This is a genomic window from bacterium (assembly GCA_035559435.1).
In the GTDB taxonomy this organism is placed as follows: Bacteria; Zixibacteria; MSB-5A5; order WJJR01; family WJJR01; genus JACQFV01.
The window spans coordinates 29,241-44,977 of sequence record DATMBC010000080.1; the positions used below are offsets into that span (position 1 = coordinate 29,241).

Here is a 15,737-nt window from a genome sequence, read left to right on the forward strand (position 1 = left end):
AGGGCGTATGCAATACGCCCCTACGTACGACTCACAGGAAGGAGGTATCCATCGCTGCTCCCGGATTGCGGCGATTGATTGTCATCGAGACGATCAGTCCATCCGCGCATCCCGCTTTGGGACCTCCGGCACATTGCGTGGTCATGCCGGCGATTTTCTGCCGTGCACATCGGTGCTCAGATACTTCAGACCGGAATCGCACATCAACGTGACGATGGTCGCAGTTGGTCCGAGACGTTCGGCCAGACCGATGGCGGCGGCCACATTGGCGCCGGAGGATGTCCCGGCGAAGAGGCCCTCCTCGCGCGCCAGACGTCGCGCCATCGCCTTGGCATCCTCGGTGCGCACCGCGATCACTTCGTCGACCAATTGCGGATCCCATAGCGGCGGGATGTAGCCGATGCCGACACCCTCGATTTTGTGCGGACCCGGTTGCCCGCCGGAAAGCACCGGCGATTCGGCCGGTTCGACCGCGATGATCCGCACCTGGGGATTGTGCCGCTTGAGCGCGGCGCCGACACCGCGCAGCGAGGCGGCGGTGCCGACACTCTGGATGAAGGCGTCGACTTTCCCTCCGGTCTGCTCCCAGATCTCCTCGCCAAGCGCGTGGTAGCCGCCGATGCTGTCGGCGTTGCTGAGTTGATTGGTCCAGAAGGTGTTGGGCGCTCGGCTCAACTCCCGCGCGGTCTCGATCATCTCAAGGATCAGCTTCTTGGTGGTCAGGCCGCCTTCGCTGGGGACCATGACCAGTTCGGCGCCGAGGGCCTCCATGTGAAGCAGCTTGTCGCGGCTGAAGGCATCGGACGTGACGATCCGAATGCGGTACCCTTTGGCCAGGGCGATCAACGAAAGCGAGATGCCGGTGCTGCCGCCGGTGTACTCGATGATGGTGTCCCCCGGCTTGAGGCGTCCGTCGGCCTCGGCGCGGGCGATCATCGCCCGGGCGGCCCGGTCCTTCATGCAGCCAGTCGGGTTTTCCCATTCGAGTTTGACACAGATGCCGGCGCCGTCTTTGGGCGCCAGCTGACCCAGCCGCACCATGCTGGTCCGGCCGATGGCGGCGAGGATGTTGGCGCCGATGGACATGGCGGAAATCTCCCGGTGGACACTGCCCTGCGCGAATAAAGAACATCCCCGGTCCGAAGTCACCCGATTCCGGTTTTTTCGCCCGTCGGAAAAAAACCGCGCAACGCGCGCGCGCCCGACGCATATTAGAAGCAAAAGAGGAGGAAAATTATGCCAATTGCCGAAGACGCCACCGCGATCAAGGAACGCGAGCACAAGTCGTGGACGTTTGTCGCGCCGGGATGGCGCAAGCATGATGCCCGACTGGTGGAAATCACGACGCCGGTCACCGAGCGGATGCTCGAACTGGCCCGGATCAAAGGCGGGCAGCACATTCTCGATCTGGCCTGCGGCACTGGCGAGCCGGCGCTGGCGGCGGCCGGCCGGATCGACGGCGGACGCGTCGTGGCGCTCGACTTTGTTGAGGAGATGCTCGATTTCGCGCGCGAGAAGGCGGCGGCGCGCAGGTTGACCAACATCGAGTTCCAGCGCACCGACGCCGAGGCGTTGCGTTTTGCCAATGACAGTTTCGATGCGGTCACCATGCGGTTCGGCCTGATGTTTCTGCCCGATCCACTCGCGTGCGCGCAGAAGGCGTACCGAGTGCTGAAGCCGGGTGGGCGCTTTGTCGCCGCCTGCTGGGCCGACCCAAAGGACAACCGCTGGGCGAGCATGCCGATGCGGATCATCCGTCGCGAACTGAATCTCGAAACCCCGCCGCCGGGCAGCCCGGGGCTGTTTGCCTTTGCCGACAGGTCGCGTTTCGAGTCGGTCCTGCATGAGGCCGGGTTCCACCATGTCAGCGTCGAACCGATCACATTGCGCATGGCCGACTTCGACACGCCCGCCGAGTATTTCACCTTCACCCGCGAGCTGGCCGGGCCGATCGCGATCCTCTTTTCGCAGTTGCCGCCGGACCGTCAGGCGGCGGTGCGCGACGAAATTGAGCGCGAGGCCGCCGGCCCCGATGGCCGGGTGCGCATCGACGGCATCACCTGGGTGGCGCACGGGGAGAAGTAGGACGGACAATCAGACCTTGGCACGACCGCCCCGATTCGTTCCACGGATCGGGGCGGTCTGCTTCAGCGGCGTCCGCCGAGGGCCGCGCGCGCGGCGCGGAACACGGCATCGAGCATCGCCGCGGTGAGCAGGCCGGTCGAGGTGTTGCGCTGGCTGGGGTGGTATGAGCCGATCAGGGTGTAGGGCCCGACGGTTGCACGGGCCGCATGCCCGAACTTCGGCAGGGGTTCATCGGCGATGCCGAGGGCGCGCAGGGCGCGGCCGACCCCATCCCAGGCGAAGGCGCCGAGGGACACAATGACCCGCAGGCGCGCGAGCAGTTGGATTTCCTCGATCAGGTAGGGCAGGCAGTTGTCGCGCTCCTCCGGTGTCGGCTTGTTGGCGGGGGGCGCGCAACGCACCACCGCGGCGATGTAGGCGTCGGTCAGACGGAGGCCATCGTCGCGATGGGTGGAGGTGGGCTGGTTGGCGAATCCGGCGCGGTGCAGCGCGCGGTAGAGCCAGTCGCCGGAGCGGTCGCCGGTAAAAATGCGACCGGTGCGGTTGCCGCCGTGGGCGGCCGGCGCCAGCCCGACAATCAGAAGCCGCGCCCGCGGATCGCCCCACCCGGGCAGGGGACGTCCCCAGTACTCCTCCCCCGCAAACGCCGCCCGTTTGGTCCGCGCGACCTCCTCCCGCCAAGCCACCAGCCGCGCACACTTGCGGCAGTCCACAACCCGCTGTTGACAATCCGCCAGGGTCATGGTGCTATTCTAATGGAACGGGAGGGTCAAATCGCAGTCGAATTGCGCGGGGGACTGTAGCACCAAGCAATGTGATACGGCTGATTGTGAAACGATTCCCCCCCACTCAATCGGCCTTCGGCCGACAGCGGTCAGAGACCGCTGCCACGCCGGCCCGTTTGGCAGGAAGAAGGCCGCCATCGGTTCACTGATGGCAAACGAGTGACATTTCAACTCGTCTTGCGGCTCCGAAGAGCCCATACCAACGGTCCTGTGACAGCAACGATCACAAGTGTCACAACCGAAATGCCGGGCCCCGGTCTACAGATCATTTCACCATCGGGAAGGAAGTAGACTATGTGCAGTGATCTTCCCAGTAGGTAGGCACCGACAACCAACAAGGCCCCGCAAGAGAGAGTCAGTGATTGTTTCCAGTTCAAGTAAATCCCTTTCCCAGATGAATGGCTTATACTGCTCCCCATTTAACCTGACCGCGGTCTAAGAGAGTAAATTGGGGCTGGCCGGAAGGAGGTCAGCCATGAAAAGGCGGCAGTGGACATCGGCGCAGAAGGCCCGGATCGTGCTGGAGGGACTGAAAGGGCGTCCGGTGTCGGAGCTGTGCACCGAACATCAGATCAGCCAAGCGCAGTACTATCAGTGGCGGGACGCGTTCCTGGCGAATGCGGCCAAGGCATTCGAGGTGAACAAGCAGACGGCGCGCGAGGAGCGATTGTCCAGGGAGAATGCGCGTCTGAAGCGTCTGGTGGCCGATCAGGCATTGGAGTTAAAAAAACTCGAGGAAGAGGAGTTCGCATGAGGCGGGCCTCATCCTCGGTGGTCATCCGCAATGAGGCCATTGTCAGCCGGATCCGGGAGTTGAAGGCGGATCATCCGTTCTGGGGATATCGGCGGGTGTGGGCGACATTGCGATTCACCGACAAGATCATGATCACGCCGAAGCGCGTGTTGCGGCTGATGGGATTGCATCAGTTGCTGGTGACAGCGGAGACGGCGCACAAGGCCACCCGCACCACGCGTCCTAAACCGCGGGCGACGGCGCCGCTGCAGTGGTGGGGCATCGACATGACCAAGGTGATGACTCAAGCAGGATGGGCGTATGTGGTCATCGTTCTGGACTGGTTTGACAAGCGGATCGTCGGGCACTATGTCGGGGATCAAGCCAAGACTGAACACTGGCTGTCCGCCTTGGACTTGGCCGTCAACCGGGAGTTCCCGGCAGGGATCGAAGGGCATTGCCTGCATCTCATGTCCGACAACGGATCGCAGCCGACCTCGGTGCGGTTCATGCAGGCCTGCGGTCAGCTCGGTATTCAGCAGGCCTTCACCAGCTACAACAACCCGAAGGGGAACGCCGACACCGAGCGGATGATGCGCACGCTGAAGGAAGAGTTATTCTGGCTGCGGGAATGGGCGAGTCCGGCCGAGGTCGCCAAGGCGCTGGATGCGTGGATTCCCGGCTACCACGAAACGTATCGGCACTCGACTTTGGGATACAAAACACCGAACGAATTCAAACGGGAGCACAGCCCCAAGACTCAGTTGCAGGCCGCTTGATTAAAGGGGAGCAGTACAGGCTGGCCCAAAGGCGGTTTCGCGAAGCGAAATATCCGCACCAACATCTCATACGTCTGATTGTGAAATGCGCTCGGTGCTGTTGACCGCTTTTCGACCAACAGCGCTCGGAGACTTCTGCTGCGCCTGGCACGGTCGAGGGTGTCTTTTCAAGCGGAGATGAATGGCACACACGGACTGCGCGATGAAAGTACGCCCAGGAGGATTTGAACCCCCAACCTTCTGATCCGTAGTCAGAAGGTTGAGTTTTCAATATGGCCGTTGTGACACAACGAGTTACAGCGACAGATCCCGATTAAATTGTTCAAGTCAGAAGGTCTTCCATGACGACCCTCGCTGAGTGACCCTCCTCCTTACGGGCCGTGTGATATGGCCCAAGTACATTCAATTGGCTAGCACGAGGACGGTCAATCGAAAAACCTCAGTTGTATCTGAGGTCGGGTTTTTGTCACAACCTCGTCCGGCTGAGGATTCAGGCGCCCTTTAGAGTTGAATTCGCCACAGAGAAGCACTTTTGTAACTATGAATACCTTGTCCCTGCGGCTGTCCAACCTCTTCGAGGAGTCAATTGCCATGGGCTTCAACCAGAGACCTCGTGTATTCGCCGGGTCGTTAATCCTCGCGTTGTCGATTCTGTCAGCATCGCCTTTAAGCAGCAAAGCCGACGAGCTAGAAAGAACGGCGAGCAGAGGTTGTTTCGTTGAATCTTCCACACCCTCCTCTTGTTATTGTGTGGAAAACCAATTTGCCGTTGGAACGTATGACGCAGCGATCGGATATCTGCTCTTCCCAATATCCTCATTGATCCCTCAAGGATCGACAATCAACAGCGCGACACTCTCGCTTTGGTGTACCATCGATCAGAATGCTGGTACCCTAATGGTTGGAAGATGTGAAAATGACCCGTGGGACGAGGGCACTTCTTGCCCTACTTGGAATGATCGTCCCGGTTTCGAGCTTCCACCTCAACCGTCGACGGTCGAGATCAACGGAAACAACAAGTGGTACTACATCGACGTTACCGCCATTGCCGAGCAGTGGTTTACGTACGGGGTGTCTCACAGAGGCTTCTACCTGGAAATGAGTTCCGGTCATGCCTTGTTCGCTTCTGATGATTACACCGTCGATCCGGCAAAGTACCCCAAAATAACAATCAACTACACCTTGGGCCCCTGCCCCGCTGGAGGGAGAGTAACCGACGCGTTGGGCAATGGCGTCCACAATGTCAACATGCATTTCACGCGCATAAGTGGTTCTGGAACGACTCCGACAGACGTTTCATCAGACGTTCAAGGTTATTGGTCGCAAAGCGATTTCAAAAGTACCGCCACCTACCGTGTAACCCCAAGTAAATCAGAGTGCGGGGCTTGGACATTCAGTCCAACAAGTAGGGATTTTGATTGCGAAAGTGGCGATAGGATGAGTCTGGATTTCGTGGCGACGCCGCCAACAGTCGGCATTCCGACTGGTGTCACTGCCATTCCGGGGCCGGAGATGGGAGAAATCACTCTAAGCTGGAATCATGTCTGCGGAGCCCTGACATACGTCATCAGGTATGACGATGATCTGATTGACCCATGGGATCCGTTGCCGGACGGCAATCCCGGCTCGGGAGAAGACATAGGTTACGTTAACTCAGTCATAATATCTGGGCTTGGTCAAGGAAAGCAGTACCGGCTCGTCGTTGCAGCGGCCAACACTCAGGGCTTGGGTGCGTATTCACCCCAAGTAATTCAGAACCCTCGTGCACCAGTCATCGTCGGCCTTCATCCGCCATTTGCCGGAGCAACTTATTCAAACGACGTTACTGAATTCGAGCACATCGGAGATGCGTCCGTAGGAGCTGTTCCGTCCGACCTTGATCCAACTTCAGGTGGGATACATCAACGCAGTGGCATCGTCCTGATGGGAGTGGCTGGTACGGTCTTCCAATCGAAAGATGCCGTTTCATTCGATATCGTCGTGCCCAATTCAGGCGAGTACAAAATCACAATACGTGGGCATGTTTCGGGAGGCATTCTTGCAGCAGGACACGAGATGGTCTACTTGCCCCTTATTGGGCTTGTGGGTATCTACGACATAAAGCATGCGGTGTGGATTATCGGCACGGTTGAGAATGGAGGAACAGACGTCTTCGAAGTTTGGAATACTCTTCCCGAGGGACTAACGAGCGGAATTCGCGAACTCAGTGCTGCAGGTGCAGAGGCATTGTTTAATGTCTACTGCACGGGCGTAACCGGCGGTGTTTGCGGGGTCGCAGATTTGGTGCTTACAGTGAACGAAATATACGATGTTTGGCAGACTGTCACCGACTTTGCTACCGCACTTGCTGGTTTCGACGAGGACGTGACACTTGAAGTTGTCGCAGACTTGGAAGGAGGGGTTCCAAGTAGCCTTGAACTTTACTCGCTCTGCGTCGCGGCCGGTGGTGTCAGCGGTGCGTATGCTGCTAGCTTCACTGACGTGACTTTCATTGCCGATAGCGTTATTGTCGAGCAACAAACTGGGAGCATCGGGCCAGTAATGTCTGTATCTCCTTCCGGCCAAGCGTTGCTCCCGGCTACAACGGTCGGGACAGTTACTGACTACCCCAGCGTGTTCACGATATCTAACTTAGGTGATCAAGCCCTGATCGGGCAAGTCTCAATCAGTACTGGGCCCTTTGCCTTGACATCACCTTTGAATTACAACATCCCTCCCGGCGGTTCTGCCGTCGTTGACGTCAAATTTTCGCCTGGCAAGGACACTACTTACACCGCCACGGTTCAATTCAGCGGGGGACAAGGGGCGAATCGCACACTTCGCTGCACGGCGATTGACCCGGCGCCCTCGATCGCCATCTATCCTGACTCGGCGCGTTTTGACTCTGTCGATGTCGGACAGCAGATCACGTTTTCCGCGTTTTCAGTTACCAACACCGGGGGGGGAACTCTCGTTGGAACGGTTTCTGTCGCTCCGCCGTTTAGCGTTTCAGGAGACGGTTCTTATTCACTCACCCACGGTCAAACGAAGGTTATTGACCTGACTTTCTCTCCTTCTATGGAAGGTATGTTTGTCTCGACCGTGAGTTTTACCGGCGCCGACGGAGCATCGCGTGTTGCCCAAGGTTATGCCGAGGACAACACTTCAGATGTTCGTGAGGTTGGTGCTGGGCAGGTCCCAAGGGAGTATTCACTTTCGCAGAATTACCCAAATCCATTCAACGCCGGAACTCAGATTCAATTCTCTCACCCAGCCGATGAGCATGTTACCCTTATGATCTACGACGTCCTCGGACGAGAAGTCGCCAGATTGGCTGATCTGCACTTAAGTGCCGGCGTGTGGAGCGTGAACTGGGATGGCACTGACGCCAACGATCAGATTTTGGGCTCAGGAGTTTACTTTTATCGGATCATCGCCGGTCGTTATGAGCAAACCAGAAAGATGGTCATTCTGAAGTGACTCTCCCAATAGTTGAGCAAGTCAATAAACTGCAGTCCACAAGAACCAAGCGGCAGGCGAGGATCCGCCTGCCGCTACTCGTAGTCCAATGAACTTACCAGATCTCCAAGAATCCCTTGCTCCCTCGGTTGAGCTGCGACTTGTCTTGACCGAGTTTGTCCATCAACTTCTCGACACTTCCCAGGACGGCATGGTGGACGACGGTCGTCCATGCGCGCAGGTCCTGATGATGTATCGGTTCAGCCAAAGTCGGACACGTAGAGGCCCTTTTCTAAGAGACGGTTTTGGTATCTTACTCTTAGCGAAAGGAGCCTGGCATGAGTGCCAAGCAGAGTCCCGGCCCGGAGGCCGTGGTCAAGGAGATCCGTCGTCAGACGCGTCGGAAGTTCACGGCGGAGGAGAAGATTCGGATCGTGCTGGAGGGTTTGAAGGGGGAGGCGAGCATTGCGGAGCTGTGCCGGCGGGAGGGGATCGTGGCGAATCTGTACTACCGGTGGAGCAAGGACTTCCTGGGGACGTTCCCCCCAAAAACTGGACCACTTTGAGCTGGAGTAATTAGCTTCGTCGCGGTCCCTCCGGCTCCGCTTTGGGTGGACCGGGAAGGAGGAACAGCGATGAGGAAGCGGTACTCGGAGAAGCAGATCGCCCAAGCCCTGCGGCTGTCGGAGCAGGGTGTGGCGACCGGGCAGATCTGCCGTCAGTTGGGCATTTCGGATGCGACGTTCTACGCTTGGAACCTGACGGGAAGTATGCCGGGATGGGTGTGTCGGAACTGCGCCGGGTGAAACAGCTCGAGGACGAGAATCGGCGCTTAAAGCAGGTGGTGGCCGATCTGACCCTTGACAAGCAGATGCTTTCGGACGTGCTATCAAAAAAGGTCTGAAGCCTGCACGGCGGCGGGAATTGGCTGTGTATCTGACCGAGGCGTATCGGGTGAGTCGGCGCCGGGCGTGCGGGCTTCTGGGGTTGTTGCGATCGACGTTCTACTATGTCAGCCATGCGCCGGATCTGAGCGCCTTGCGCCGGCGTCTCCGTGAGTTGGCGGCCAAGCGCCCGCGCTTCGGCAGTCCGCAGCTGCATCGCATCCTGCAGCGGGAAGGGAAGGTCCAAAACCACAAGCGCACCGAGCGGCTGTATCGAGAGGAAGGATTGTCGCTGCGACGGAACAAGCGCCGCAAGCGCAAAGCCCAAATCCGTGTGCTACCGCCACGGCCGGAGGCCCCGAACGAACGATGGGGTATGGACTTTGTCGCCGATCGCTTGATGGATGGCCGACGCTTCCGCATCTTGACCGTCGTCGACGTGTTCAGCCGCGAGTGCCTGGCCTTGGAGGCCGACTGCTCGCTCACCGGTCGGCGCGTGGTGGAGGCCCTGACGCTTCTGGCGTTGACCCGGGGCGTCCCGCCGACCATCACCTGCGACAACGGCACGGAGTTCACCTCCCAGGCCGTGGACCTGTGGGCGGATGAGAACGGGGTACGGTTGGATTTCATTCGACCGGGCAAGCCCGTGGACAATGCCTTTATCGAGAGCTTCAATGGACGGCTCCGCGATGAATGCCTTAACAGCGAGATCTTCTTGAATCTGGAGGACGCAAAACGGAAGTTGCAGGCATGGAAAGACGATTACAATCACACGCGGCCGCACGGCTCCCTGGGCGGACAAACCCCCTCGGAATTCGCGGCTGCATGGCGGTCAAACCAACCGCGCGAAGCCAAATGTCCTAACTTGGAAGTGGTCCAGTCGATGGGGTAAGGTCACTGGAAATAGCCCAGCCGCTCGCCGTAGACCGAGATCGTCTTCGGCGTAAGGTTCTTGGTGCGGACGTGGTACTCGAACTGCTTCAGTGCAGTCTGCATACGTCTATCATCGACTGCACCGATCAGTGCCTTGAAGTGACAATCCATGAGTCAGACGCTCTTTTCTGGCATCTGACGCCGAAATCCTGCACCACTTCGGGCGGCGTAACTGATTGTAGGGGATAATGTTACCTACGGTTCAAGTACGCCCAGGAGGATTTGAACCCCCAACCTTCTGATCCGTAGTCAGACGCTCTATCCAATTGAGCTATGGGCGCATGCGCTGGCCGGGGCGGTGGGGCCGCTCCGGTTGTCGGCTGCCCTTGATACGATTTTGGGGGGCCAAAGTCAAGCCGATCGGCCCGGATTGGGGGTGCGCGGGCTCAGGGCGCCGGGCGGGGCAGGAAGTCGTCGCGGGCCGGGTCATAGGATGCCAGCGCGCCTTCATCCAGATCGAAATACCAGCCATGCAGAAAGAGTTCCCGGGCGCGGACCGGCGCGGCAATCCAGGGGAAAGTCAGCAGGTTGTCGAGCGAGACTTTGATCGCCTCTGTCTCGCAGACACGGGCGAGGTGGTCGGCGTCGGTTGCGCCGCCTGCGGCCAGCAGCCGTCGACGGGCCGGTTCGGCGATCTTCATCCACTGCGGGATGAACTCGCCGGTGGCATCGGTGACCAGCGCGCGGATGCCGGCGCAGTGGGCATGGCCGAGCACGATGATGTGACGGACCTTCAGGACCCGCACGCCGAACTCCAGCGCCGAACTGACCCCATGCAGACCGCCATCGGGGGCATAGGGCGGCACGAGGTTGGCGACATTGCGCACCACAAACAGATCGCCGGGGGCGGCATCAAACAGGATCGCCGGATCGGTGCGCGAGTCGCTGCAGGCGATCACGAGGAAACGCGGATCCTGCCCGCGTTTGAGGCCCTCAAACAGGGACGGGTTCTTCTCAAAGTAGTTGGCGCGGAAGCGCGCAAAGCCGGCCAGGAGATCGTCGATCTGCTTCACGGGGTCGTCGGCGTTTCGGTTGCGTCCGATGGCTCATCCATCGAGACGCACTTAAAGAACGCGACATGGGTGCTGTCATCAAGAGCAACCGGCGCGTCAATTTTGGCGCGGATCTGCTCCGGGGTGATGACATCGGGGTCATAACTCAGGACCGCCCGATGGTCGGAGGCGAAGGTTTCGATGGCGTGGATGCCGGGTGTGGTCAGCATGTGGGTGGTAAACAGCGAGGCGGTCCCCTTGCATTTGACGCCGTCGACGATGCACTCGACCCGGGCGCGGCCGCCCTCGCCGAGCACCACCGCGGTCGAGGGCTGGGTGAAGGCATAACGCAGGAAATAGCCGCCGACCAAGGCAGCGATCACGAGGATGGGCAGGGTCAGTTTCGGGATACGCATATCGTCTCCTAAACGCCGGCGCGCAGGGTCAGGACATCCTTCTCCGGGCAGACCTCAACACATTCGAGGCAATTGGTGCAATCGCGGTTGCGGATCTGCGCGAGGGCATGGACCGGGATGTTGTGCGGGCAGGCCAGTTGGCAGTGGCCGCAGGCGGTGCAGGTCTCGGTGTTGCGTTGCAGTTTGATCAGCCCCAGGCGGCTGAACGGATCGAAAACCGCGCCCAGCGGGCAGAGATAGCGGCAAAAGAACATCGGGATGGCCAGGCCGCCCAGGATGAGGATCACCAGCACGGTGTAGGAGATCCAACCCACGGTGCCATGGCCGAAGCCGGAGAAGATGAGGTAGAAGGGGTCGTAGCCGCGCAGGACCAGTTCGCCGAGTTTGTAGGTGTAGTACAGCGAGACCACCAGCACGACATAGCGCAAAAGCCGCAGCGTCCGATCGAGACGCTCGCCGGGAACCAACTTCCCCTTGGTCAGCTTCGCGCCGAGTTTGCCCAGCAATTCGCCGAAGAACCCGATCGGACAGGCCCAACTGCAGAAGACCTTCTTGGCGATCAGCGCCAGTACGATCACGCCGATGAACAGCGAGAGATTCAGCGGCCCGAGCGCGCAACTGAATTGCCCGGCGGTGAGAAGCCCCCAGAGACTTTCGGCGCCGCCGAAGGGGCAGAAGGCCTCGAACGAACGCGCGCCATATCCCAGCGCCAGCCAGACCACCAGTCCCACGACGATTGTGAGCAGGGTATAACGGACATAACGGATCGGCATGCCTGGCTCCTCCGGCGCAGAAACCGCGCTCTGGGGAATATGTCGCCATGCGGCCGGGCCGTCTGTCAAAACGATCTGCCGGGAACCAGGATCGCCCGGCGCTGGCATCGACCTCGTGCAAATGAGCACAAGACACAAGCGATCTTAATGCGACCGACTCTATCCAGGTTTTGCCGGGCCGATTCGATGACGTGTCCGCGGTGTGCGCTTAGTGACTGCCGAGCGCCGGCGAAGATTGTCCGGAATCTGATTCAGACACTGACAAAGTTTCGCGGGTGTCGGCTCTGCCGGTCAGATACGCGTTGACCATGGACGGCGCCGTGGTGCATTCATTCACGCAGTGAAATTCGTCACAAGTATGGGAGGATAATGCCATGAGAGGGGTGTTCTTCGCCTTAGCGCTCGGCGCGGTCCTGTTCCTGGGTTTCGCGGAGGCATCGGCCGCGCCTCACGCGTTTTCGGTCATGGACATGATGGCCATGAAACGGATCTCGGATCCCAATGTCTCGCCGGATGGACGGCGGATAGTCTTCGTTCAGAGCGAAGTGGATCTGGATGCCAACAAGTCGCGCACCGATCTCTGGCTGGTGGATGTTGATGGCCAGAACCTGCGGCGTCTGACCACCAACATTGCCGGCGATTTCAATCCGCGCTGGTCGCCCGATGGCCAGCACATCTGGTTTCTGTCGACCCGCTCCGGTTCCTCGCAGGTGTGGCGTCTGGCGCTGGCCGGGGGCGAGCCGCAGCAGATGACCGATCTGCCGCTGGATCTCTCCGGCCTGTCCATCTCGCCCGATGGCCGCTATCTGGCTTTCACCGCCGAAGTCTTTCCCGATTCCTCCATGGCGGCCACCAAGCGGATGCTCGATGCCGAAGAGGCGCGCAAGTCGTCCGGCCGTGTCTACGACCGGCTCTTCATCCGCCATTGGGATACCTGGGAGGATGGACGGCGCGCTCATCTGTTCGTGATGCCGGCAGACGGGGGCGAGGCGAAGGACTTGGTGCCTGGCATGGATGCCGATGCGCCGGCCGGCGGCACCGACGAGTACACCTTCACGCCCGACAGCCGCGGCGTGGTGATTTCGGCGCGTAATGTCGGACGCGAGGAGGCCTGGTCGACCGACTTTGATCTGTATTATGTCCCGATCGATGGTTCGGCGCCGCCGCGTGATCTGACCGAAGCCAACGAGGCTTGGGACACCAATCCGGTCTTTTCACCCGACGGCAAAACACTCGCCTACCTCGCGATGGCGCGTCCGGGGTATGAAAGCGACCGGTATGTGATCATGCTGCGCGGCTGGCCCAACGGTGAGGCGCGTCCCTTGACCCCCAACTGGGACCGTTCCCCCGGATCGATCGTCTGGTCGCGCGATGGCCGCACGATCTACACCACCGCCAACAACATCGGCAACACCGCGCTTTTTGCCGTCGACGCCAGGTCGGGCCAGGCGAAGGTGCTGCAGGGCAAGGGCTCATTTACCTCGCCGTCGCCGGCGGGCAACCGCATTGTCTGCGGCATGAGCAACTTCAAATCGCCGCTGGAGCTGTACTCCCTTCGTCCGGACGGCGGCGACCTGCGTCCGATCACCCGCGTCAATGCCGAGACAGTCGCCAACATCCGCATGGGCGATTACGAGCAATTCAGTTTCAAGGGCTGGAACGATGAAACGGTCTACGGCTACATCGTCAAGCCGGTCGACTTCGATTCGCTGCGCACCTACCCGGTGGCGTTGCTCATCCATGGCGGGCCGCAGGGCAGCTGGGACAACAGCTTCCACTACCGTTGGAACGCGCAGGCCTACGCCGGCGCCGGCTACGCGGTGGTGACGGTCGACTTTCATGGTTCCACCGGCTATGGGCAGGCGTTCACCGATGCGATCCGTGGCGACTGGGGCGGCAAGCCGTTTGTCGATGTGCAGAAGGGTCTGGAGGCGGCGCTGGTGCGCAGCCCATGGATGGATGGGGCGCGTGTCGGGGCGCTGGGCGCATCGTATGGCGCTTACATGATCAATTGGATCGCCGGGAACTGGCCCGACCGCTTCAAGTGTCTGGTCAGCCACGATGGCAACCTCGATGAGCGGATGGCCTACTATGACACCGATGAGCTCTGGTTCCCCGAATGGGATCACATGGGCAAGCCGTGGGAGAATCCAAAAGGATACGAAGAGCACAATCCGGTCAACTTCGTGCAGAATTGGAAGACGCCGATGCTGGTGATCCATGGCGCGCTGGACTTCCGCGTCCCGTACCCGCAGGGGATCGGCACGTTCACCGCGTTGCAGCGGCTGGGAATTGCCAGCAGGTTCCTCTACTTCCCGGATGAGAATCACTGGGTGCTCAAGCCGCAGAATTCGGTTCTTTGGCACCAGACGGTCATCGGCTGGCTGGACCAGTGGCTGAAGCCGGCGGGAGAGACGGCGGATATCGGCAAGTAGTCGGGCATTGACGGTCCTGACGGATACGACAAAGCGGCGGCGCCGGGACTTCGGCGCCGCCGCTGCTGTATTGCAGGTTTTTCCCGTCGCTCGATCCGCTACGGACGTCCGGCCATGACTTCGCCATTGAGCGCCCGCGGGAAGAGCACGTTGTTTTCCTTGTGAATGTGCTGGTGCAAGTCGGCCTCGAACTGTTGCAATCCGTCCAGCAGCGCGCGGTAGGTGTTGCAGGCCCATGCCGGCGGATTGTATCCGTCTGTGAGGGTGGTCAGCCGCTCGAGGTTGGCGCCGGCGTCATCGTGCTCGGATTCCATCTGGCGGATCGGTCCGGCGATCATGATCGCCGAGTCGGCGGCACGCGACGGGCGCTCTTCCATCTGACGGATCATCGGAAAGAGGATGCGTTCCTCCTTCATCATATGGCTGGACAGTTCGGCGGCCAGCGCGCCGACGGTGTCGCGCACCGCGGCCAGGCGCGGGTCGCGTTCGCCGTGCACCGACGCCACCTTTTGCGCCATCGCCTGCAGACGCGGCAGTTCGGCGCGCAGGTAGGTGTGGTGGGTCTGCTCGATATGGTCGGCCAGCGCGGTCAGGGACATCGCCGCGGCGTCAATGGCCGGCGCGCCGGCGCGTCCGCGCTCCGACTCCAGCCGCGCGATCACTTCATCGGTGTCGAGGTTGCGTCGACGGCAGGCCTCCGCCAGCGGCACCTTGCCGCCGCAGCAGTAGTCGATGCCGTACTCTTCAAAGACACGCGACAGTTGCGGTTCCGCGGTGACAATGCCGCCGACTGTCGCGTCGGACTGAATGGGGTTCATGGCGTGACTCCTTGTATGGTTGCTGGTGCTGTGACTGTCTTCGGATTCGACGGCGCCGTGCTCGCGGGCATGCCCGGCGGGCGCGTTGAGGTAGTCGTGCAGTCCCTCGACGAAATGGATGTAGTCAACGTACGCGGCGACGAATTCGCGCCCCTGTGTGACCGATTCGTTCTGGCGCGCGCCGAGCGTGGCGGCATGATGGAATCGCTCCACGATCGCATCGCGCACCGCTGCGGACATGTGCTCGGCCAACGCGTCGATCTTGCCCTGGGCCAGCGCTTCATCGGCCTCGGCCAGAATCGGCGCCACCGCGCCGGCGGGCTTGATGCCGGTGAAGGGCGCGCCTTCGGCCGCCCGGTGCACACGGATAAAAGTCTCGATGAAGAGGCGATCGGCGATGGCGCGCGCCGACTCCGATTGGGCGCGCACTCGCCGGACGTCGCCGAAGAGCGCGGTAACCTCCGGCACGTCGGCGGGGGCGATCCACTTCAGCACCGGGGTGAGGTCGCCGTCGCTTAAGGCGGTACGGACCGCCGGAATGATCGGGCCGTCTTCGGAGTCGCAGTGCGCCCGGGCCGGGACGGTCCCAAGCAACAGGACCAGCCCCATGGCGCCGACAACGAGCAGGCGGCGGAGGTGTGGTGCGTGTGTCGTCATGGCATGATC

11 protein-coding genes, 2 tRNA genes and 2 pseudogenes are annotated in these 15,737 nt (G+C 60.7%); 7 read left to right on the forward strand and 8 right to left on the reverse strand.

All coding sequences use genetic code 11. The features are described from left to right. Positions 1 to 141: 141 nt before the first annotated feature. Complete coding sequence (locus VNN55_09945) at positions 142 to 1,086, reverse strand: cysteine synthase family protein (GenBank protein ID HWO57877.1); 945 nt, start codon at positions 1,084 to 1,086, stop codon at positions 142 to 144. A 150-nt stretch (positions 1,087 to 1,236) separates the two neighbouring features. Here VNN55_09945 and VNN55_09950 point away from each other — a divergent pair, with 150 nt between their 5' ends. Then, positions 1,237 to 2,085, forward strand: a complete 849-nt coding sequence (locus VNN55_09950; GenBank protein HWO57878.1) for a class I SAM-dependent methyltransferase — start codon at positions 1,237 to 1,239, stop codon at positions 2,083 to 2,085. A gap of 62 nt (positions 2,086 to 2,147) precedes the next feature. Here VNN55_09950 and VNN55_09955 read toward each other — a convergent pair whose 3' ends face one another. Beyond that, on the reverse strand, positions 2,148 to 2,828 hold the full coding sequence (locus VNN55_09955; protein HWO57879.1) for a uracil-DNA glycosylase: 681 nt from the start codon (positions 2,826 to 2,828) through the stop codon (positions 2,148 to 2,150). Between the two features lie 517 nt (positions 2,829 to 3,345). Between VNN55_09955 and VNN55_09960 the strand changes: the two genes are divergently transcribed. Together VNN55_09960 and VNN55_09965 are read left to right on the forward strand one after the other, a co-directional pair. Then, positions 3,346 to 3,624: a transposase gene (locus VNN55_09960; protein ID HWO57880.1), complete on the forward strand. Its 279-nt coding sequence runs from the start codon at positions 3,346 to 3,348 to the stop codon at positions 3,622 to 3,624. A gap of 17 nt (positions 3,625 to 3,641) precedes the next feature. Further along, entirely contained in the window at positions 3,642 to 4,382 is a 741-nt protein-coding gene (locus tag VNN55_09965) for an IS3 family transposase (GenBank protein HWO57881.1), read from the forward strand. 209 nt (positions 4,383 to 4,591) lie between these two features. Here the strand turns inward: VNN55_09965 and VNN55_09970 are convergent. Further along, a tRNA-Leu gene (locus tag VNN55_09970) sits at positions 4,592 to 4,662 on the reverse strand. Positions 4,663 to 4,889: 227 nt separating this feature from the next. Here VNN55_09970 and VNN55_09975 point away from each other — a divergent pair. The 3 genes and pseudogenes from VNN55_09975 to VNN55_09985 all read left to right on the forward strand — a co-directional run bounded on the left by VNN55_09975 (position 4,890) and on the right by VNN55_09985 (position 9,596). Beyond that, the gene (locus VNN55_09975) at positions 4,890 to 7,841 is read left to right on the forward strand and encodes a DNRLRE domain-containing protein (GenBank protein HWO57882.1); all 2,952 of its coding nucleotides are present in this window, start codon (positions 4,890 to 4,892) and stop codon (positions 7,839 to 7,841) included. Positions 7,842 to 8,158: 317 nt separating this feature from the next. Beyond that, positions 8,159 to 8,353: pseudogene (locus tag VNN55_09980) on the forward strand (transposase). A gap of 102 nt (positions 8,354 to 8,455) precedes the next feature. Beyond that, positions 8,456 to 9,596: pseudogene (locus VNN55_09985) on the forward strand (IS3 family transposase). Positions 9,597 to 9,844: 248 nt separating this feature from the next. Here the strand turns inward: VNN55_09985 and VNN55_09990 are convergent. From VNN55_09990 to VNN55_10005, 4 genes are all read right to left on the reverse strand, one after another. Beyond that, positions 9,845 to 9,918 (reverse strand) — tRNA-Arg (locus tag VNN55_09990). 105 nt (positions 9,919 to 10,023) lie between these two features. Then, the gene (locus VNN55_09995) at positions 10,024 to 10,650 is read right to left on the reverse strand and encodes a carbonic anhydrase (GenBank protein ID HWO57883.1); all 627 of its coding nucleotides are present in this window, start codon (positions 10,648 to 10,650) and stop codon (positions 10,024 to 10,026) included. Beyond that, positions 10,647 to 11,045 (reverse strand): heavy-metal-associated domain-containing protein, encoded by a 399-nt coding sequence (locus VNN55_10000; protein ID HWO57884.1) that lies wholly within the window; start codon positions 11,043 to 11,045, stop codon positions 10,647 to 10,649. The genes VNN55_09995 and VNN55_10000 overlap by 4 nt, the downstream gene beginning before the upstream one ends. Before the next feature lie 8 nt (positions 11,046 to 11,053). After that, complete coding sequence (locus VNN55_10005; protein ID HWO57885.1) at positions 11,054 to 11,818, reverse strand: 4Fe-4S binding protein; 765 nt, start codon at positions 11,816 to 11,818, stop codon at positions 11,054 to 11,056. 374 nt (positions 11,819 to 12,192) lie between these two features. Here VNN55_10005 and VNN55_10010 point away from each other — a divergent pair, with 374 nt between their 5' ends. Beyond that, positions 12,193 to 14,253: a S9 family peptidase gene (locus tag VNN55_10010; GenBank protein ID HWO57886.1), complete on the forward strand. Its 2,061-nt coding sequence runs from the start codon at positions 12,193 to 12,195 to the stop codon at positions 14,251 to 14,253. A gap of 98 nt (positions 14,254 to 14,351) precedes the next feature. Here VNN55_10010 and ric read toward each other — a convergent pair whose 3' ends face one another. Then, entirely contained in the window at positions 14,352 to 15,728 is a 1,377-nt protein-coding gene (gene ric / locus VNN55_10015; protein ID HWO57887.1) for an iron-sulfur cluster repair di-iron protein, read from the reverse strand. Positions 15,729 to 15,737: the final 9 nt, after the last annotated feature.